Genomic DNA, 20065 nt, shown 5'->3' with positions numbered 1-20065 from the left:
ACTGCGCGACCAGCCACAACGGCCCGCAGTCAAGCAATCAAGCTCAGCCTGCGAGCCCAGCGGCGCGGAACGCCTCGAGGCTAGGACGAATGGTCGCGGTGGCCTGGGACGTCTCGGCGACAGCGTCGAGAGTCTTGAGCCCATCCCCGGTGTTCAACACCACCGTGGTCAGCGACGGGTCGATGAGCCCCGCCTCGAGCAGCTTCTTCGTGACGCCCACCGTCACACCCCCCGCGGTCTCCGCGAAGATGCCCTCGGTCTGCGCGAGCAGCTTGATCGCGTCCACGACCTGCTCGTCGTTCACGTCCTCGACGGCCCCGCCCGTGCGGCGCGCGATGTCCAGGACGTACGGGCCGTCGGCCGGGTTGCCGATGGCGAGCGACTTGGCGATGGTGTTCGGCTTCTGGGGGCGCACGACGTCCTGCCCGGCCTTGAAGGCGGTGGACACGGGAGAGCAGCCCTCGGCCTGGGCGCCGAAGATCTTGTACGGCTTGTCCTCGACGAGGCCGAGCGTGATCAGCTCCTTGAGACCCTTGTCGATCTTCGTGAGCTGCGAACCCGAGGCGATCGGAATGACCAGCTGGTCGGGGAGGACCCACCCCAGCTGCTCGCAGATCTCGTACGCGAGGGTCTTGGAGCCCTCTCCGTAGTACGGCCGCAGGTTCACGTTGACGAAGCCCCAGCCCTCGCCCAGCGGGTCGCCGATGAGCTCGGAGCAGAAGCGGTTCACGTCGTCGTAGTTGCCCTCGATGCCGACGAGCTCGCCGCCGTAGACCGCGGCCATGACGACCTTGCCCTGCTCCAGGTCGTGCGGGATGAACACGCAGGAGCGGAAGCCGGCGCGGGCCGCCGCGGCGCCCACGGCACCGGCGAGGTTGCCGGTGGAGGAGCAGGAGAGCGTGGTGAAGCCGAAGGCGCGTGCCGCCTCGATGGCCTGGGCGACCACGCGGTCCTTGAAGGAGTGCGTCGGGTTGCCCGAGTCGTCCTTGACGAACAGCTTGCCCTGCTCGACGCCGAGTTCACGGGCAAGGTTGTCGGCCTTGACGAGCTTGGTCCAGCCGGGGTTGATGTTCGGCTTGGACGCCACGTCCGCCGGGACGGGCAGCAGGGGCGCGTAGCGCCAGATGTTGTCGGGGCCGGACTCGATCTGCTTCCGCAGCGCCTCGGGGTCCCCGGTCGGCAGGTCGTACGCCACTTCGAGCGGGCCGAAACAGGCCTCGCAGGCGAAGATCGGGCCGAGGGCGTAGAGCTCACCGCACTCGCGGCAGGAGAGGCCCGATGCGGGGCCGAGATCCACGGAGCCCGTGGAGGTGGAGGGGGTGGTGTCGTTCTGTGCGACAGTCTGCGCAGCCATGGAGGCGAGGCCCTTTCTCCTCATCTTCCCCGCGGCGCATCTCGCCGCGAGACGGAATTGGCACCTTCCCCACCGAGACCTCGCGTGCGCGGTCGGCGGGATGGTTGCCGGGGCTTCAACGGGCCGTATCCCTCTGCCCCTCTGGATGAGCGGTATGGCGCCGGGCTCGCGGGCTCCGGGCATTTGTTACGCGACGACCCCCGACATGCGATGGTCATTCGCGTTGTTCAAGACTGTAACCGACGGCCTGGACGGTTGAGATAGTCGTCCGAACCGCGAGATGGATCACATGTAGGTCCCACACAGGCCACACACCGGAGGAGCAACCCGTGCTGGAAGAGGCCGAGCGCTGGCTGACCAGGCGTTCCTGGTCCGTCGCCGACCGTCCGCTCAGCGCCCTCGTCGCCGCCAAACGAGCGTCGGGGGCCACGGTGAGTGTCGTGCTGCCCGCGCTCGACGAGGAGGGGACGGTCGGCGGGATCGTCGCCTCGATCCGCCGTGAGCTGATCGAGAAGGCGGCCCTCGTCGACGAGCTCGTGGTGCTCGACTCCGGCTCGAAGGACCGCACCGCCGAGGTCGCGCGGGACGCGGGCGCGCGGGTCGTGCACCGGGACGACATCCTGCCGCGCATCCCCGCGGTGCCCGGCAAGGGCGAGGTCCTGTGGCGCTCGCTCCTGGTCACCGAGGGTGACATCGTCGCGTTCGTGGACGCGGACCTGAAGGAGTTCTCGGCGGACTTCGTCACCGGGATAGTGGGCCCGCTCCTGACCGAGCCCGACGTGGCCTTCGTGAAGGCGATGTACGACCGTCCCCTGGAGGGGAGCGCGGGCCAGGGCGGCCGGGTCACCGAGCTGATGGCGCGCCCGCTCCTGAACATGCACTGGCCCCAACTGGCGGGCTTCGTCCAGCCGTTGGGCGGCGAGTACGCGGCCCGCAGGTCCCTCCTGGAGCAGCTGCCGTTCCCCGTCGGTTACGGAGTGGAGCTCGGCCTGCTCGTCGACGCGCTGCACACGGTGGGCCTCGACGCACTCGCGCAGGTCGACGTCGGCGTGCGCAAGCACCGGCACCAGGACGGGCAGGCGCTCGGCCGGATGGCGGCGGCGATCTACCGGACGGCGCAGCTGCGCCTCGCGCGCGGCCATCTCGTACGCCCCGAACTCACCCAGTTCGAACGGGGCGAGCAGGGGTTCGAGCCGCGCACCCATTCGGTGGACACGGAGGAGCGCCCACCGATGGCCGAGATCGCGGAGTACGCCGCCCGCCGCGTGGCGTAACCACCCTTATTGGGCATTTTGTCTACATTCCCCACTTATGTGGGTCAGACAGGTAATGGAAAGCGCGCGACGCATCGGTGGCGTGGCCATGGCCACCGCCACACTCGCGGCAGGGGCGCTCGGCGCCGCCGCCACTGCGCCCGCCGCGGCGGATGTGATCGAACCCTTCGCCAAGCGCTACGACGAATCGCTGTACGGCGACTTCAAGACCATCGGCAACACGGTCATGGGCTGCCCGACGACGCCCGCGGACATGGCGGCGCGCTGCGCCACCGCCGCGGGCGGCCAGGGCAAGGACAACAACAACACCTTCGTCATGCGGCGGATCAACACCGCGGGCATGGACCCCGACCACGGATCGAGCACCGGCCGGGTCGCGATCCCGCCCGGCGCGAAGGTCGCGTACGCACGCCTCTTCTTCGGCGGCAACGACGGCACGTACAAGGGTCCGAGCGGCGCGCAGCTGGCGCGCTGCGACATCTCGGGCGCCAATGTGCTGCCGTCCCCCGGTGACCCGCTCGCCGCAGTGCCCGCGGTCAGCGTGGCCGGCGCCACCCCCTCCAACGTCACCCCGTCCCACCTGGTCAAGGACCCGGCGTCGACCAACGGCCCGCACTACTACACCGGCGAGGCCGACGTCACCGGCCTCTTCAGCGGCGTGACCGGCACCGGAACGCCCGTCCCCGTCGCGGTCGGCGACATCTGGGCGCCCACCGGCAAGGGCTGCGTCGCGGGCTGGTCCCTCACCGTCGTCTACAAGTACGACGCGCCGAACGACGACTACGCCCCCGACCGCCGCAACGTCTACGTCTACGGCGGCCACGTCCTCCAGCGCTCCACCTCGCCCGCCACCAGCGTCAAGGTCGACGGTTTCTACCGCACTGACGGCAAGCCGCGCGCCAGCGTCACCGCGTACGAAGGCGACTGGAACACGCCCGGCGACCGCTTCCGGGTCGGCGGCCAGAACATCACCGAGGCACACACGGGCAACACCAACAACTTCTTCATCAGCGAGGACGACGGCGCCCTCGCCCCGAAGATGACCAACAACCTGTCCATCGACGCCAAGGAGTTCGACGTCACGGGCAGCGGGACCCGCGCCCCGGCCGCCGCCGAGCCGATCCCGGTCGGTTCGACCTCCACGACGCTGAGCTTCTCCACGAAGGGCGACACCTACGTCCCCTCGGCCCTCGCGCTCTCCGTCCCGGTCCCCGACCTGGAGGTGACGAAGACCGCGAGCCCCAAGACGGTGAAGCCGGGCGGCACCCTGACCTACACGGTCAAGGCGAAGAACATCAGCAAACTCCCCTATCCGAACGCCAAGTTCAGCGACGACCTGACGGACAACCTCGACGACGCGACGTACAACCACGACGCGAAGGCGAGCACGGGCGACGTCTCGTACACCAAGCCGAAGATCAGCTACACCGGCGACATCCCCGCCGGGCGGACGGCCACGGTGACGTACTCCGTCAAGCTCAACGACCCCGTCAGCGGCGACGGCAAGCTGCTCAACGACGTCGACGTCGCGTCCCCGCGCTCCAACTGCGACGCGGGCAGCACCGACCCCCGCTGCGGGGCCGCGCCTGTCATCTCGCGCACGCAGCCGAAGCTCACGGTCACCAACGTGCCCGCGCGGCGGACCGCACCCGTGTGCAGCGACGTCAAGAACACGATCACCCTCAAGAACCCCTCGGGCAGCACGCGCACCGGAGCCACCGCTTCCTGGCAGGTGACGCCGGGCTCCAAGCCCGTGGCGAGCAGCGGGAAGGTGACGAAGCAGGGCTCGAAGTACGTCTGGAAGGGCGACGTCCGTCCGCACGGCAAGGTCACCGTCACCCAGCAGGTCAAGGTGTCCTGCACTGCCGGAGCGGTCAGGGTGATCACCGTGACCGCCCCCGGCAGCAACTGCCCCAGGTCCGTCCGGGGCGGCGACGACCCGTGCACATCGGCGATCCTCGCCCAGCGGGTGCAGGCGCGCCCCGCCCCGCAGGAGCCGGGCAAGAACGCCAGGCAGGGGCAGCCGGGCAGCGCGCTCGCCGAGACCGGCAGCGACTCGCACACCTTCCTGTACGCGGGCCTCGCGGTGTCGCTGTGCGTGCTCGGCACGCTGGCGGTGGCGGCGGCGAGGAGCAGGCGGGACTGAGTGAGGAGCAGGCGGGACTGATCGCGGGTCTCTGAACGTATACGGCCGGGCCCCTCCAGGGTCCGGCCGCACGTTTGAGGCATTCCGGGAGGGGCTAAGTTTCGCGACATGGTCTCCGAGCACGTCGCCGCCGCCGCCCAGGTACTCGTCGCGTCCAACCGCGGCCCCGTCACCTACGCCCTCGAAGAGAACGGGGAGCTGACGGCCAAGCGGGGCGGTGGCGGACTCGTCTCGGGCCTGAGCGCGATCGGCGGCTCCGGCGACCCCGACGGCTCCGGCGGGGGCACCGAAGCCCTGTGGGTCTGCGCGGCCCTGGGGGACGGCGACCGGGAGGCCGTGCGGCGCGGGGTCGGTGAGCCAGGCGTACGGATGCTCGACATCGACGCGGGCTCGCACGACGGGGTGCACGCCGACGCGTACAACGGCATCGCGAACTCGGTCCTGTGGTTCGTCCACCACATGCTCTACCAGACGCCGCTCGAACCGGCCTTCGGCACGGAGTTCCGGGACCAGTGGGCGTCGTACGAGACCTACAACCGGGCCTTCGCGGAGGCGCTCGCGGAAAGCGCGGCGGACGGGGCGGCGGTCCTCGTCCAGGACTACCACCTGGCGCTGGTGCCGGGGATGCTGCGCGAACTGCGCCCCGACCTCCGCATCGGCCACTTCTCCCACACCCCCTGGGCCCCGGTCGACTACTTCCGGATGCTGCCCGACGACATCGCGGAGCAGCTCCTGCGCGGCATCCTCGGGGCCGACAGGGCGGCGTTCCTGACGGGACGGTGGGCGGACGCGTTCACGGCGTGCTGCGTCGACGTCATCGGCGGTACGTCGGGTACGCGGATCGGGGTGCACGGGCTCGGGGCGGACGCGGATTTCTTGCGGGAGCGGTCGCGGCGGGGGGATGTGGAGGAGCGGCTCGTCGGGTTGCGGGAGCAGGTGGGTCTCGGCCGGAAGGTGATCGTCCGGGTGGACCGGACGGAGCTTTCCAAGAACATCGTGCGGGGGCTGCTCGCGTATCGGCAGCTCCTTGAGGATCACCCCGAGTGGCGTGAGCGGGTGGTGCATGTCGCGTTCGCGTACCCGTCGCGGCAGGACCTCGCGGTGTACCGCGACTACACGGCGGAGGTGCGGCGGGTCGCCGACGAGATCAACTCCGAGTACGGGGTGGCGGGTTGGACTCCGGTCGTGCTGCACGTGAAGGACGACTTCGCGCGGTCGCTCGCCGCGTATCGCCTCGCGGACGTGGCGCTGGTGAATCCCATCCGGGACGGGATGAACCTTGTTGCCAAGGAGGTGCCTGTCGTCTCCGACGAGGGGTGTGTGCTTGTGCTTTCCCGGGAGGCGGGGGCGTACGAGGAGCTGGGCGAGGATGCGGTGGTCGTGAACCCGTATGACGTGACGGGCACCGCTTCGGCTCTGCACGTGGCGCTGACGATGCCGGTGGAGGAGCGGGCAGAGCGCACGAAGCGGCTCGCTGCGGCGGCCACGGCGTTGCCTCCGGCTCAGTGGTTCCTGGACCAGTTGCGGGCGCTGGGGGCCTGATTTCTCCCCGACAAGAAATCCGTCCAACCCCCGCCCACGTTTGTCCATGGGCCCGGGGACCCCCACCTCGCTACCTTCCCGGCATGTCCCTACGCCGCCGCACGAGCACCGTGGCCCTCACAGCCCTCGCCCTGGCAGGGGCCATCACCACGCCCGCCACCGCTGCCAAAGCGGCCACGTACTACGTCGACTGCCAGCGAGGCGACGACGCCGCGCAAGGTACCTCCGCCGGAACGGCCTGGCGGAGTCTCGCCAAGGCCGGCGCTCACACATACCGCCCCGGCGAGAAACTCCTCCTGAAGCGCGGCACAAGCTGCACGGGGGTGCTGGCTCCCAAAGGTGCGGGTGCGGCCGGCGCCCCCGTGCTGATCGACGCGTACGGCAGCGGGGCCGCCAAGCCCCGCATCCAGGCGAACGGCGCCCGCGCCGCCCTGCATCTCGTGAACACCGAGCAGTGGGAGATCCGGAATCTGGATCTCTCCAACACCGGGGCCGCCACCACCACCGACCGACGCGCCGGGCTCCTGGTCCAGCTCACCGACTACGGAACAGCGGAGCACTTCCTCGTCGACGGAGTAGACGTCCACGACGTGAACGGCGCCGACTTCAAGGACCCCGACCCCTCCGGGGGAATCCTCTTCGTCGTCCAGGGGACACAGACTCCCACCCGCTTCGACGGGCTCCGCGTCGAGGACTCCACCGTCCGCCGCGTCGACCGCACCGGCATCGGCACCATGTCGACGTGGGGCAGCGGCACGGATAACGACGCCCAACTGCTCTCCAGCGGAGTGGAGTTCGTACGCAACAAGGCCTACGACATCGGCGGCGACGGCATCGTCATCCACGAGACCCGCAAAGCCCGCGTCGAGCACAACTACGTCGACGGCTTCAACATGCGTTCGGCGGGCTACAACGCCGGCATCTGGGCCTGGGAGGCGCAGGACGCGCTCTACCAGTACAACGAGGTCACCGGTGGCCACGGGACGCGGGACTCGATGGCGTACGACATCGACGGCGGCAACGTACGCAACACCTACCGCTACAACTACAGCCACGACAACGAGGGCGGTTTCCTGCTCGTCTGCAACGGCGAGGACACCGTCAGCGACGGCAACCGCATCCACGACAACATCAGCGTCAACGACCGGAACACGACGTCCCCTTACGGCGTGATCTCCGTCGTCTGCGGGGCCGCCACCGATACGCAGGTCTATCGGAACACCGTCGTCACGAACCGCGCCGACACCGCTCTCGTCTCCAACAACGGACCCACCGGCGTCACCTTCCGCGACAATGTCTTTGTGGGCGCCCCTGGCGCCGGATCGCCCGTCAAGGACACCGTCAGCACCTTCAGCAGCAATCTGTACTGGAACACCAGTCAGCCCCGCGACACCACCGGCGTCACCGCCGATCCCCGATTCGCCGACACGTCACCGGACGCGCCCGGTGACATACGGCTCAAGTCCGGATCCCCCGCTCGCGGGCTCGGCACGGCCGTCGACGACGGGACCACCCGCGACTACTTCGGCAACCTGATCCCAGATCCGCCCAACCTTGGCGCAGATCAGGGGAGTTGAGCAGCCAGCGAGCCGAGCAGCCGCACCACGCCCTGCGGGCCGTCCACCACCAGGTCGGCCCGCTCGGCCAGTTCCTCGACCTCACCGCTTCCGCTGCACACCAGCAGGCCCCGCACCTGGTCCGATCGGAGCTTCTCCACTGCCGCGAAGGCGGGCAGGTCGCCCAGGTCGTCGCCCGCGTAGAGGACGGTCTCGGCGCCCACTTCGCGTACGTACTCGGCGAGGGCCACGCCCTTGTCCATGCCGGGTGGCCTCAACTCCAGGACCAGGCGGCCCGGTTCGACGATCAGGCCGTGGCGGGACGCCAGCTCGGCGAGCGGGTCGCGCAGGGCGTCGAAGGCGGCCTGCGGGTCGCGCGCGCGGCGGGTGTGGACCGCGACCGCGCGGCCCTTCTCCTCTGTCCACGTGCCGCGCCAGGCGCCGATCGCGTCCAGGAAGCCGGGCAGTTCGGCGCGCACGGACGCCACGCCGGGGTGCGGCTCGGCGGCGTGGACCGTGGAGGAGACGGCGTCCCAGCGCTCGGCGCCGTAGTGGCCGAGGACGACGAGGTGTTCGAGACCGGGGACTCCCGCGAGGCCGCCGTAGCGCACCGCCACGCCCGCCGGGCGTCCGGTGACCACCGCGACCGACCGCACCTTCGGCGCGAGCGCGGCCAGTACGGCAACGGCGTCGGGGTGGGCGCGGGCCTGCTCGGGGTCGGGCACGATCGGGGCGAGCGTGCCGTCGAAGTCGAGCGCGATCACGGCACGTTCGGGCCGTGCGAGGAGTGCGGCGAGGCCTTCGCGGCCGGCCGGGGTCACGGGTTCGGGCAGCTCGGCGGAGTAGGAGTACACAAGGTCACCCATGGGCCCGACCCTACGCTCAACGCTCCCCGCGCCGGGACTCCCTGACCCGCCGGAGTCGGTTGACGGTGACCGGATCGTGCGCGAGGGCGCGGGGGTCGTCGAGCAGGGCGTTCAGGAGCTGGTAGTAGCGGACCGGCACCATGTCGAGCTGCTCGCGGATCGCGCGCTCCTTGACGCCGGGACCTGCGACCCAGTCGCGCCGCTCCATGGCGAGAATCGCGCGGTCGCGCTCGGAGAGCCCGGCGGGCCCGGCGGCGTCCGGGGGTCCGTCGTCCTTGGCGTCGCTCATGCCCGCCACGCTATTCCGCGTTCTCCTCGGTCGCCGCGTTCGTCTGGATCTGGCCGAGGATCGACGCCGGATTGCCGTTCTTGTCGACGGCCTTGCCGATGTACTTCTTGATCTCGACGGAGACCTGCGCCCAGGACGTCTTGCCCACCGGGTACAGCTGCGAGGTGGGCAGCTCGTCCAGGAACTCGGCGAGCGCCTTGTCGTTCTTGTTGTCCGTCATCTCCTGCGCGGCGGAGGTCGTGACGGGCAGCAGGTCGTACTCGCGCGAGAAGTCCAGGACGTTCTTCTTGCTGTAGGCGAAGTCGAGGAACTTGCCGATCTCCTCGCGGTGGCCGTGCTGCTTGAAGGCCATCATCCAGTCGGCGACGCCCATCGTGGCCTTGGCATTGCCGTTCACCCCGGGCATCGGCACCATGCCGTACTTCACGCCCTTCTTCGCGGCCATCTGCATCAGCGTGGGATGGCCGTTCAACATGCCCACGTCGCCGCGCGTGAAGGCGGCGAAGGCCTCGGCGCGGTCGAGCTTGGCGGGGGGCGTGGGGCCGGTCAGACCCTTGTCGACGAGGTCGTTCTTCAGCCATTCGAACGTCTTTACGTTCTGCGTGGAGTCGATGTCGTACGTGCCGACGTTGTCGGTGTAGCCGCCGCCACCGCTGAGCAGCCACTGCATCGTCTCGGCCTGCGCCTCTTCCTTGCCGAGCGGCAGGGCGTAGGGGATCTTCACGCCGCGCGCCTTGAGCACCTTGGCGTCGGCCGCGAGATCGGTCCAGCTCTGCGGCGGGGTGAGACCGGCATCCTTGAAGATCTTCTCGTTGTAGAAGAGCAGGCGCGTGGAGGAGGCGAACGGCATTCCGTACTGGACGCGGTTGACCTCGCCCGCCTCGGAGAGGGGTGCCATGAAGTCGGCCTGGGTGGAGATCGAGACCAGGTCCTCGGTGCGGTACAGCTTGTCCTGCGCCGCATAGTCGGCGTACGCGCCGATCTGGGCCATGTCGGGGGCGTCGCCCGCCTTGACCATGTTCTTGACCTTGCGGTCGACGTCGGTCCAGGAGTAGACGCTGACATCGACCTTGATGCCGGGGTTCTCGGCCTCGAACTTCTCGGCGAGCTTGTCCCAGTACTTCTGGGAGCTGTTGCCCTTGGAGTCGCCGTAGTCGGCGGCCACCAGTTTGAGGGTGACATCGTCCGAGCCGCCGGGACCGCCGCAGCCGGCGAGCACCGCCGCCATACCCAGTGCGGATATCGCCGCCGTCAGTCCTGTCGCACGCCGCTGCACAGCCTGTTCCCACCCTCGATGATCTACGTGAACTGCGATTTTCCCCCGTGTACGCACACGAGGTCTACACCACTTCAGTATCGCTTGTGCAACGGGGTGCTGCTGACGTCCCACCATTGCCGAGAGGGCCGGGCGACTGCTAAGCACGTCCCGTTCGTGAAGTTCCGCACTGGCAAGGAGCCTTGGCGCATGTCGCGTACCGCAACAGAGATAGCAACCCAGCCCGCCTGCTGGCACCGGGCGGCCGAGGCCGCTCTCACCTTCGACGGACTGCCGAAGGCGGGCGAGCGGGTGGCCGTCACCGGGTGCGGGACGTCGTGGTTCATGGCCATCGCGTACGCGGCGCTGCGCGAGGCCGCGGGGCAGGGCGAGACGGACGCGTTCGCCTCGTCGGAGTTCCCCGCGGGCCGGACGTACGACCGGGTGGTCGCCATCACCCGCTCCGGTACGACGACGGAGGTCCTTGAGCTGCTCGGCCGGCTGAAGGGCGTGGTCCCGACGACGGCCCTCACCGCCACCCCCAGTCTGGGGACGGAGGCCTCCCCGGTCATGGACGCGGCCGACTCGGTGGCGGTCCTGGACTGGGCGGACGAGCAGTCGGTCGTCCAGACCCGCTTCGCGACGACCGCCCTCGCCTTCCTGCGGGCCGGGCTCGGCGACATCCCCGGCGTGAAGTCGGTCGCCGAGGCCGCGGCCGACGCGGAGCTCGCGGTGACGGACCCGTTGCCTCCGGCGGCGCTCGCCGCTGAGCAGTGGACGTTCCTGGGGCGCGGCTGGACGTACGGGCTCGCCCTCGAGGCGGCGCTGAAGATGCGGGAGGCGGCGGGGGCCTGGACGGAGTCGTACCCGGCGATGGAGTACCGCCACGGGCCGATCGCCATCACGGGGCCCGGTCGGGTGGCGTGGATGTTCGGGGTGCTGCCGGAAGGTCTTGCCGGTGATGTCGCCCGGGTGGGCGGGGAGCTGGTCGCCCGCCAGGAGGTGGACCCCCTGGCGGACCTGATCCGGGCCCAGCGGCTCGCGGTGGCCCTCGCGGAGTCGCGGGGCTTCGACCCGGACCGGCCCCGGAACCTGACGCGGAGCGTCATCCTGAGCTAGTAACCGCCGTTTCGCGGCGGATGTCTCCCCGCGCACTCACCCGATTACCCCGCATCACCCCCGAAGTGGACTAGACCTCTCGCGGGTCTCGCGCGAGACTGTCACCGTGAGACACGTCATCGCCCTAGATGTGGGCGGCACCGGAATGAAGGCCGCCCTGGTCGGGGCGGACGGCACGCTTCTGTACGAGGCGCGGCGGGCCACCGGCCGGGAGCGCGGGGCCGACGCCGTGGTCGAGACGATCCTCGACTTCGCCGCCGACCTCCGCGCCCACGGGATCGAGAAGTTCGGGGAACCCGCCGCCGCGGCCGGTGTCGCGATCCCCGGGATCGTCGACACCGAGCGCGGCATCGCGGTCTACGCCTCCAACCTCGGCTGGCACGACGTCCCCATGCGGGAGCTGCTCAGCCGCAGGCTGGAAGGCGTACCCGTGGCCCTCGGCCACGACGTACGCACCGGCGGCCTCGCCGAGGGCCGGATCGGCGCGGGCAAGGGCGCCGACCGGTTCCTCTTCGTGCCCCTGGGGACGGGGATCGCCGGGGCCATCGGGATCAACGGCGGCATCGAGCCCGGCGCCCACGGCTCCGCGGGCGAGATCGGGCACATCGTCGTACGCCCCGGAGGACCGCCCTGCGGCTGCGGCCAGCGCGGCTGTCTGGAGCGGCTCGCCTCCGCGTCCGCGGTGAGCGAGGCCTGGGCGGCGGCCAGCGGCGACCCCGACGCGGACGCCGCGGACTGCGCGAAGGCCGTGGAGTCGGGCGACCCGCGGGCCATGGAGGTCTGGCAGAACGCGGTCGACGCGCTCGCCGACGGTCTCATCACCGCCCTCACTCTGCTGGACCCGCACACCCTGATCATCGGTGGCGGTCTCGCCGAGGCCGGGGAAACCTTGTTCACACCCCTGCGGGCGGCCATGACGGCACGCATCGTCACGTTCCAGACCCAGCCCCTCATCGTCCCGGCCGCCCTCGGGGACACCGCCGGGTGCCTGGGCGCGGGCCTGCTCGCCTGGGATCTCCTCAGCGCCCCTGACCGCCCCATCGACTCCACGGAGGTAACCGCCTGATGGCCACTAGCAAGGTTCTCGCCGGTGCCCAGGTGGTCCTGCCCACCGGGACCGTCCCCAACGGCCGTGTGATCGTCGACGGCACGCGCATCGCCGGGAGCAGCCCACAAGACGCGGCGGTCATCGATCTCGCCCCCGGCCACTGGGTCGTCCCCGGCTTCGTCGACATCCACAATCACGGCGGCGGCGGTGCCTCCTTCACCTCCGGCACCGTCGACGACGTACTCAAGGGCGTCCACACGCACCGCCTGCACGGCACCACGACCGTCGTCGCGTCGACCGTCACCGGCGAGATGGACTTCCTCGCCCAGCGGGCGGGCCTGCTCAGCGAGCTCGCCGAGCAGGGCGACATCGCGGGCATCCACTTCGAGGGCCCCTTCATCTCGCCGTGCCGCAAGGGCGCGCACAGCGAGGCGCTCCTGCGCGACCCGGACCCCGCCGAGGTCCGCAAGCTGATCGACGCGGCCCGCGGCCGGGCGAAGATGCTCACGCTCGCCACCGAGCTGCCGGGCGGCATCGACTCCGTACGCCTCCTCGCGGAGCACGGCGTGATCGCGGCCATCGGCCATACGGACGCGACGTACGAGCAGACCGTGCAGGCCATCGACGCGGGCGCCACCGTCGCGACGCACCTCTACAACGCGATGCCGGCCCTCGGTCACCGCGCGCCGGGTCCGATCGCCGCGCTCCTGGAGGACGAGCGGATCACGGTCGAGCTGATCAACGACGGCACGCATCTGCACCCCGCCGCCTTCCAGCTGGCCTTCCACCACGCGGGCGCGGCCCGCACCGCCCTCATCACGGACGCGATGGACGCGGCGGGCTTCGGCGACGGGCGGTACATGCTCGGCCCGCTGGAGGTCGAGGTGCAGGACAGCGTCGCGCGGCTCGTCGATGGCGGCTCGATCGCGGGCTCGACGCTCACCCTGGACCGCGCGTTCAAGCGGTCGGTGACCATCGACAAGCTGCCGGTCGAGGATGTCGTGCGGACCATCTCCGCCAATCCGGCCAAGCTCCTCGGGATGTACGACGAGATCGGCTCGCTGGAGCCCGGCAAGAACGCCGACCTGGTGGTCCTCGACGCGGACTTCGAGCTCAAGGGCGTCATGCGCGAGGGCGAGTGGGTAGTTGCTCCCAATTAGGACCAACTCATGCGATTTCACCACTCGTTGAAAAGGCAACGGCGAGAGGCGGTTGGCCCGGACCCCTGGGCCAACCGGCTTCTGTTTGGCATGATCAGCCCCGAAAGAGGACGGCAGCAAGCGCGTTCTCCAGTGATCTCGGGGCTGATGGTCCCGGGTCTTTCGAGGGTGGGTGACAAGTGATCCTCACGGTCACGCTGAACGCCGCTCTCGACATCACCTACCGGGTCCCCGCCCTCACCCCGCACGCCTCGCACCGCGTCACCGAGGTCATCGAACGCCCCGGCGGCAAGGGCCTGAACGTCGCCCGCGTCCTCGCGGCCCTCGGCCACGACGTGACGGCGACCGGCTTCGCGGGCGGCGACACGGGCCGCACCCTGCACGACCGCCTCAGGCACGAGCCCCGCATCACGGACGCCCTCCTGCCCGTCGACGGCGCCACCCGCCGCACGCTCGCCATAGTCGACGCGGCGACCGGCGACACCACACAGCTGAACGAGCCGGGCCCGACCGTATCGCCCGCCGAGTGGGCCACGTTCCGGGAGACGTACGACGAGTTGCTGCGCGGCGGCGCATCCGCCGTCGCCCTGTGCGGCAGCCTGCCGCCGGGGGTCCCCGTCGGGGCGTACGCGGGCCTCGTACGCACCGCACGCGCCGCCGGGGTCCCCGTACTCCTGGACACCAGCGGGGAGCCGCTGCGCCGTGGCGTCGCCGCCCGCCCCGACATCGTCAAGCCGAACGCCGACGAACTCGCCGAGCTCACCGGCGCCCACGAGCCCGCCCAGGCGACCCGTGACGCCCGCCGCAGGGGCGCGCAGGCGGTGGTGGCCTCACTGGGCGCCAAGGGCCTGCGCGCCGTCACGCCGGACGGCACCTGGCTGGCGGTCCCGCCCACCCGCGTGCGGGGCAACCCGACAGGCGCCGGTGACTCGGCGGTCGCGGGCCTGCTCTCCGGCCTGGTGGAGGAACTGCCCTGGCCCGAGCGCCTCGCACGGGCTGTCGCGCTCTCGGCGGCGACGGTGGCCTCGCCCGTGGCGGGCGAGTTCGTGGCATCGACGTACGAAGACCTGCTCGCGCGGGTCGCGGTGACCCGGGAGGCCGCCGCGGCGTGACGACGCGCTGCACAACGGGCCTTGTCGGCCCAGGAATTGGGGACATCCACCATGCCACTCGTATCCACCGGCGAACTGGTCGCCGCCGCGCGCGCGGCAGGGCGCGGAGTCGCCGCCTTCAACGTGATCACCCTGGAGCACGCGGAGGCGATCGCCACGGGCGCGGAGCGGGCGGGCGCCCCCGCGATCCTCCAGATCTCCGAGAACGCCGTGAAGTTCCACGGCGGCCGCCTCTCCGCGATAGCCGCGGCGGCAGCGGCGGTGGCGCGGGACTCGGCGGCTCCCCTCTCCCTGCACCTGGACCACGTCACGGACCCGGAGCTGCTCCGGGCCGCGCACCCCGAGGGCTTCAGCTCGGTCATGTTCGACGCGTCGAAGCTGACGTACGCCGAGAACGTCAAGGCCACAGCGGACGCGGTCCGCTGGGGCCACGAGCGGGGCATCTGGGTCGAGGCGGAACTGGGCAAGGTGGGCGGCAAGGAGGGCGAGGCGCCGCTTGACGCGCACGCGCCCGGCGTACGGACGGACCCGGCGGAGGCGGCGTCGTACGTGGCCGCCACGGGCGTGGACGCGCTCGCGGTGGCGGTCGGCTCCTCCCACGCGATGACGTCGCGCACGGCATCCCTGGACCACGGGTTGATCGGTTCCCTCGCGGCGGCCGTACCCGTACCTCTCGTGCTGCACGGCTCAAGTGGCGTGCCCGACGCGGAGATCCGGGCCGCGGTGGCGTCCGGCATGGTGAAGATCAACGTGGGCACGGCGCTGAACACGGCGTTCACGGGTGAGGTGCGCGCCTACCTCGGCGCCCACGAGAAGGGCGTAGACCCCCGGAAATACCTCGCCCCGGCTCGCGAGGCGATGGCCGGGACGGTGGCGGGGTTCCTGGGGCTGCTGACGCAACCCCAGGAGTGACCTCAGGCGGGTGCGGAGGGCTCAGCCCTCGCTGCCCTCCACGAGCCACAACTGGTCGATGTTCGCCCCGGCCGTCCCGCACAGGTCGCTCTGAGCGCAGGTGAGCGTGATCGCGTTGGTGCCCTTGGTGAGCTGGACCACCGCCCAGGTGTTGGTCCAGCCCTTCTCCCAGTCCCCCTCCTCCGCCTTCGAGAAGTTCCCCATGTTCAGGGGTCGGGTCTGCTTCTTGCCGTTCACGAGGATGGTGGCGTTGGAGTCCTTGCCGGGAACGCCGTACTTCACGTGGAGGCTGTACGAGCCGCTCTTGGGGATGCCGTTGACGGACCACGTCACCTGGGCCCCGACCTTGTCGAACCCTCCTACGTAGACACCGCCGCCGGACTCCGCGCCCTCGATGTCCGAAGCCGTCGTCGTCCCGCCCTCGAGCTTCAGCGCCTTCGCGTCCGTCTTCGGGAGCTCGACCGGGTCCGCCGGGTCCTTCGACGGCTCCTTGCTGGGCTTCACCGTCTCGCCCTGCGTGGCGCCGCCCCCCGCTTCCTTGTCGTCGCCCTTGTCGTCGCCGGACAGCATCGCGGCGCCGATCCCGATGGCGACGACCGCGACGACCGCGATCGCGGCGATCAGGAGGCCCTTGGTGTTGGGGCCGCCGCCGCGACCGCCGGAGCCGCGGGACGCCGGGGTGTACTGCGGTGTCGCGGGGGCTCCGCCGGGCTGCGTCTCCGGAGCGGCGTAGTGCGCGTTCGGCTGGCCGTAGGCCTGCTGCTGCGGGGGCACCTGCTGGCCGTACGTGGGCGATGCCTGCGTGCCGTAGGCGTTGGGACGGCGGTCGCCGACCGCGCGCACCTGGTTGTACGAGGACCGCGTACCCGGGTATCCGTAGCCGCCTCCGCCGCTGGGCGGCGTGGCGCCGGCTGCCTGTCCGTCTTCGTACAGATAGCCGAACACGTCGTCGTCGCCCTCTGGCGCGTTCGGCGTCTGCTCGCCGTTGTTGCCGGGCGTCATTCCCAGGTCACTCCCTCATATCGCTGACCGGGGGAGCCTACCCGCTCCGGATGGGCCCAAGGGGTGGCGTAGGCCTCATCCGGCCCGTCTGTGCTGCTTGGCACGTGAGCGTTTCTCCACGTACATCCGCTGGTCAGCGGAGTGCAACACTTCGTCGGCCGACATCCCGCAATGCGCCCACCCGATCCCGAAACTGGCCCCTACCCGGACCGCACGCCCGTCCACCCGGATCGGCGGAATGATCGCGTTCCGCAGCCGCACCGCGAGGTCCTGCGCGTCGGCGCGACAGAGCCCGTCGGCGAGGACGACGAACTCGTCACCGCCGAGCCTGGCGACCGTGTCCCCGTCGCGCACGCCGCTGGTGAGCCGCCGTGCCACCTCGATGAGGACGGCGTCACCGGTGTGGTGCCCGAAGCGGTCGTTGATCGACTTGAAGCCGTCGAGGTCGCAGAAGAGCACGGCGAGGCCCTTCGTGCCGTCGTCCGTGCCGTCCCGCGCCTCGGGCGGCGCGACGGTGTGCACGTGATGGTCGAAGCCGTCGCCTTCCTGCCGGAGGGCGTGTGCGTTGTTCGAGCCGTAGTCGAAGCTGTGCTGCCCGTCGGCGTCGTACACGCCGTCGTACGCCGCGTCCAGCGAGTCCACCGCGCTCGGCTGGCCCGCGTGCGGCCTGCGGCAGAGACGGGCGCTGAGGCGGGAGCGCAGCTCGGCGGAGTTCGGCAGGCCGGTGAGGGAGTCGTGCGAGGCGCGGTGCGCGAGGTGGAGCTCGCGGCGCTTGCGGTCCTCTATGTCCTCGACGTGGGTGAGGAGGAAGCGCGGTCCGTCGGCGGCATCCGCGACGACCGAATTGCGCAGGGACACCCAGACGTACGTCCCGTCGCGCCGGGCCAGGCGCAGCTCGGCACGGCCGCCCTCGGCGGAGGTCCGCAGGAGGGTGCCGATGTCCTCGGGGTGGACCAGGTCGGAGAAGCTGTAGCGGCGCATCGCGGACGCGGGGCGGCCGAGGAGGCGGCACAGGGCGTCGTTCGTGCGCAGGATCCGCCCGTGCTGGTCGCCGCCCATCTCGGCGATGGCCATGCCGGAGGGGGCGTACTCGAAGGCCTGCCGGAAGGATTCCTCGCTCGCCCGCAGCGCCTGCTGCTCGCGCTCCAGGCGGACCAGGGCGCGCTGCATGTTGGCGCGAAGCCGTGCGTTGCTGATCGCGATCGCTGCCTGGAAGGCGTACATCTGGAGGGCCTCGCGGCCCCAGGCGCCGGGCTTGCGGCCGTTGCGCGGCCGGTCCACGGAGATCACGCCGAGGAGTTCACCGCCGGCGGCGCCCGTCGCGTACATGGGGGCGAAGAGGCGGTCGGACGGGTGCCACTCGTCCTCGAAGCGGGGGTCCGGTCCTTCGGTGTACCACTGCGGGACGTCGTCCTCGTCGAGGATCCAGCCCTCGGTGTACGAGATGAACCTCAGGGCGCCCCAGGCCTCGCCCATGGCGAGCCGCTTCTCCCAGGCGTCGCGGGAGCCGACGCGCCCGGTGATGAGGGCCTCGGCGGCGGTGTTGCCCGCGAAGGCGGCGACGACGAGGTCGCCGTCCGGGCGCACGAGATTGACGCACGCCAGCTCATAGCCAAGGCCGTTCACCACGCCGTCGGCGACGGTCTGCAGCGTGTCCGCCAGGCTCCGGGCCGTGTTGAGATCCGCCACCACCTGATGCAGCTGCCGCAGGGTCGCAAGACGGACGTACGGCTCCGACTCGGTCTCCATTGCTCGCTCTCCCCGAGACCTCGACAGCAACTCCAGGATTCGCAGCGCCCTTAGTGTTCCCTCAGTACTGAGTAGTGCCTGAGTTCCCTCAGTGTCTGATTGCCACCGTCACTGAATCACAGCGAGCAGCTCACCCGGTACACAGGGTCAACAAAATATGGGCCCTGTGACTCAAGTCACAGATGGGAAGCCTTCGTTGGTCCAGTCCACTTCCCCGGCAGACGGCCCGCACGACCTCCTTCGCCCCCTCTTCGCCCCCTGCTCCGCCTTCGGTCCTAGGCCCGGTCTCGGCCCTCGGCCCGATGTGGCGGCGGGTGCGGCGAGGTTAGCGTCGCTCTTGTGGTTCCCGTACTGAAGACATCTCCGGAGAGCGCTCCCGCGACTCCCCCCGCCCCGCCATCCCCCCGAGCCCCGTCCCCGGACGGGCATCCTGTGGGGGTGAGCAACGAAGAGTTCCGTGCCGCCATGTCCCGGCTCGCCGCGGGTGTGGTCCTGGTGACCGCGCGCGAGCCGTCACTGGACGCGGACGACCCGCGGGCACCGGTCGGCGAGGACGTCGGCATGACCGCGACGGCCTTCCTCTCCGTGTCCCTCGACCCGCCGCTCGTGCTGGTCAGCCTGCGTGCGGGCTCCCGGATGGACGACCTGCTCGCCGAGCAGCCGCTGTGGGGCGTCTCGGTGCTCTCCGAGAGCCAGCGCCACATCGCGGGCCGGTTCGCCATGAAGGGCCGGATCAGCGACCGCCTCCTCTTCGAGGACATCCCTTACGTGCGCGGCGAGGAGTCCGGGGCGCCCTTGGTCGGCGGCGCGCTCGCGACACTGGAGTGCAGGACGGAACAGACAGTGACGGCGGGTGATCACACCCTGGTCGTCGGGCGCGTACTTTCGGCTGCTGTGCCGAGCGCGGACGGTGGACCGCTGGCGTACTTCAAGGGGAAGTACCGGACGCTGGGCTGAGCCGATCCGGGGATTTCCGGGCGGGCGGCCTTTGCTACCGGGACTGTTTGCTGCCGTGAGGAGGGGGCCGGGGACGGCCGGGGTGGAGGCTGCCTCGCCGGGGCTCAGCCCCAGCCCTCCCCCGCGCGCCCGCGCTTCGTCTGGCTGCGCTGCTTCTTGTTCCTGAGCCGCCGTTCGTTGATCCCCCGGGGGATCTTCGTGGCGCGGCGGGGCCGCGGCGGCGGTGCGGTGGCCTCGGCGAGGAGCGCGGCGAGGCGGGTGGCCGCCATCTCGCGGTTGCGCCACTGAGAACGGTGCTCCGACGCCCGGACGCTGACGACGCCGCCGACGAGCCGGCTGGCGAGCCGCTCCAGGGCGCGCTCCTTCCAGACCGGAGGCAGCGCTTCCGTCCTGGCCAGGTCGAACCTCAGCTCCACCTGCGAATCGCTGGTGTTGACGTGCTGGCCACCCGGCCCTGACGACCTGGAGAATCGCCACATGAGCTCGGCCTCGGGCAGGGAGACGGAGCCGCGGATGACATAGGGACCGGACATGAGTCCTATGGTCCCGCGTCTGTCCGGTCCACGTCACCCTGATTTCGGGTGGCACCCTGATTTCCGGGGCGGGTTCCGGGGCGAGTAAAGAAAGTAAAAGGAACTGGAACCTCTTGGACCCCGGTCGACGTTCATACGGGTGACGGTAGCTTCGTCCCCAGAACGAAGCCCGTTCTTAAGCAACGAGGGAA

General features: G+C 70.6%; 17 protein-coding genes and 1 riboswitch. Of the genes, 10 read left to right on the top strand and 7 right to left on the bottom strand.

Annotated elements, in window-relative coordinates; genetic code table 11:
- Nucleotides 1-43: 43 nt before the first annotated feature.
- Complete coding sequence (gene thrC / locus ACGFSB_RS26255; RefSeq protein WP_393403911.1) at nt 44-1354, bottom strand: threonine synthase; 1311 nt, start codon at nt 1352-1354, stop codon at nt 44-46.
- Between the two features lie 17 nt (nt 1355-1371).
- Nucleotides 1372-1506: riboswitch (SAM riboswitch) on the bottom strand.
- A gap of 177 nt (nt 1507-1683) precedes the next feature.
- Between thrC and ACGFSB_RS26250 the strand changes: the two genes are divergently transcribed.
- The 4 genes from ACGFSB_RS26250 (at nt 1684) to ACGFSB_RS26235 (ending at nt 7893) form a co-directional block, all read left to right on the top strand.
- Nucleotides 1684-2628: a glucosyl-3-phosphoglycerate synthase gene (locus tag ACGFSB_RS26250; protein ID WP_393403908.1), complete on the top strand. Its 945-nt coding sequence runs from the start codon at nt 1684-1686 to the stop codon at nt 2626-2628.
- A gap of 88 nt (nt 2629-2716) precedes the next feature.
- Nucleotides 2717-4774 (top strand): hypothetical protein, encoded by a 2058-nt coding sequence (locus ACGFSB_RS26245; protein ID WP_393403906.1) that lies wholly within the window; start codon nt 2717-2719, stop codon nt 4772-4774.
- Between the two features lie 108 nt (nt 4775-4882).
- Nucleotides 4883-6316: a trehalose-6-phosphate synthase gene (locus tag ACGFSB_RS26240; protein WP_393403903.1), complete on the top strand. Its 1434-nt coding sequence runs from the start codon at nt 4883-4885 to the stop codon at nt 6314-6316.
- An 83-nt stretch (nt 6317-6399) separates the two neighbouring features.
- The gene (locus ACGFSB_RS26235) at nt 6400-7893 is read left to right on the top strand and encodes a hypothetical protein (RefSeq protein ID WP_393403899.1); all 1494 of its coding nucleotides are present in this window, start codon (nt 6400-6402) and stop codon (nt 7891-7893) included.
- On the opposite strand, the gene otsB is transcribed toward ACGFSB_RS26235, so the two are convergent.
- From otsB to ACGFSB_RS26220, 3 genes are read right to left on the bottom strand one after another with little or no spacing between them, the layout of a single operon-like run.
- Nucleotides 7881-8738 (bottom strand): trehalose-phosphatase, encoded by an 858-nt coding sequence (otsB, locus tag ACGFSB_RS26230; protein WP_393403896.1) that lies wholly within the window; start codon nt 8736-8738, stop codon nt 7881-7883. The genes ACGFSB_RS26235 and otsB overlap by 13 nt on opposite strands.
- 16 nt (nt 8739-8754) lie before the next feature.
- The gene (locus tag ACGFSB_RS26225) at nt 8755-9027 is read right to left on the bottom strand and encodes a DUF3263 domain-containing protein (RefSeq protein ID WP_393403893.1); all 273 of its coding nucleotides are present in this window, start codon (nt 9025-9027) and stop codon (nt 8755-8757) included.
- Nucleotides 9028-9037: 10 nt separating this feature from the next.
- A complete protein-coding gene (locus tag ACGFSB_RS26220) occupies nt 9038-10255 on the bottom strand; it encodes an ABC transporter substrate-binding protein (RefSeq protein WP_393404251.1) in 1218 nt (405 codons plus the stop codon).
- A gap of 237 nt (nt 10256-10492) precedes the next feature.
- On the opposite strand from ACGFSB_RS26220, the gene ACGFSB_RS26215 reads away from it, so the two are divergent.
- The 5 genes from ACGFSB_RS26215 to ACGFSB_RS26195 all read left to right on the top strand — a co-directional run bounded on the left by ACGFSB_RS26215 (nt 10493) and on the right by ACGFSB_RS26195 (nt 15633).
- Entirely contained in the window at nt 10493-11401 is a 909-nt protein-coding gene (locus ACGFSB_RS26215; protein WP_393403890.1) for an SIS domain-containing protein, read from the top strand.
- A 106-nt stretch (nt 11402-11507) separates the two neighbouring features.
- Nucleotides 11508-12467 (top strand): ROK family protein, encoded by a 960-nt coding sequence (locus ACGFSB_RS26210; RefSeq protein ID WP_393403887.1) that lies wholly within the window; start codon nt 11508-11510, stop codon nt 12465-12467.
- A complete protein-coding gene (gene nagA, locus ACGFSB_RS26205; RefSeq protein WP_393403884.1) occupies nt 12467-13609 on the top strand; it encodes an N-acetylglucosamine-6-phosphate deacetylase in 1143 nt (380 codons plus the stop codon). Before ACGFSB_RS26210 ends, nagA begins: the two co-directional genes overlap by 1 nt.
- Nucleotides 13610-13788: 179 nt before the next feature.
- A complete protein-coding gene (locus ACGFSB_RS26200; RefSeq protein ID WP_393403882.1) occupies nt 13789-14721 on the top strand; it encodes a 1-phosphofructokinase family hexose kinase in 933 nt (310 codons plus the stop codon).
- A gap of 51 nt (nt 14722-14772) precedes the next feature.
- Nucleotides 14773-15633 (top strand): ketose-bisphosphate aldolase, encoded by an 861-nt coding sequence (locus tag ACGFSB_RS26195; protein ID WP_393403879.1) that lies wholly within the window; start codon nt 14773-14775, stop codon nt 15631-15633.
- A 21-nt stretch (nt 15634-15654) separates the two neighbouring features.
- On the opposite strand, the gene ACGFSB_RS26190 is transcribed toward ACGFSB_RS26195, so the two are convergent.
- Both ACGFSB_RS26190 and cdgB read right to left on the bottom strand, forming a co-directional pair.
- The gene (locus tag ACGFSB_RS26190) at nt 15655-16635 is read right to left on the bottom strand and encodes a carbohydrate-binding protein (RefSeq protein ID WP_393403876.1); all 981 of its coding nucleotides are present in this window, start codon (nt 16633-16635) and stop codon (nt 15655-15657) included.
- A gap of 75 nt (nt 16636-16710) precedes the next feature.
- A complete protein-coding gene (cdgB, locus tag ACGFSB_RS26185; RefSeq protein ID WP_393403873.1) occupies nt 16711-18384 on the bottom strand; it encodes a diguanylate cyclase CdgB in 1674 nt (557 codons plus the stop codon).
- A gap of 465 nt (nt 18385-18849) precedes the next feature.
- On the opposite strand from cdgB, the gene ACGFSB_RS26180 reads away from it, so the two are divergent.
- The gene (locus ACGFSB_RS26180; protein ID WP_393404248.1) at nt 18850-19341 is read left to right on the top strand and encodes a flavin reductase family protein; all 492 of its coding nucleotides are present in this window, start codon (nt 18850-18852) and stop codon (nt 19339-19341) included.
- 104 nt (nt 19342-19445) lie between these two features.
- Here ACGFSB_RS26180 and arfB read toward each other — a convergent pair whose 3' ends face one another.
- On the bottom strand, nt 19446-19883 hold the full coding sequence (gene arfB, locus ACGFSB_RS26175; protein WP_393404245.1) for an alternative ribosome rescue aminoacyl-tRNA hydrolase ArfB: 438 nt from the start codon (nt 19881-19883) through the stop codon (nt 19446-19448).
- Between the last annotated feature and the right edge of the window lie 182 nt (nt 19884-20065).

Origin of the sequence: Streptomyces sp. NPDC048441 (genome assembly GCF_043200235.1) — a bacterium.
Lineage (GTDB): Bacteria > Actinomycetota > Actinomycetes > Streptomycetales > Streptomycetaceae > Streptomyces.
Note: the sequence above shows the minus strand (reverse complement) of the source record. Positions and strands in the feature narration are given on the sequence as shown.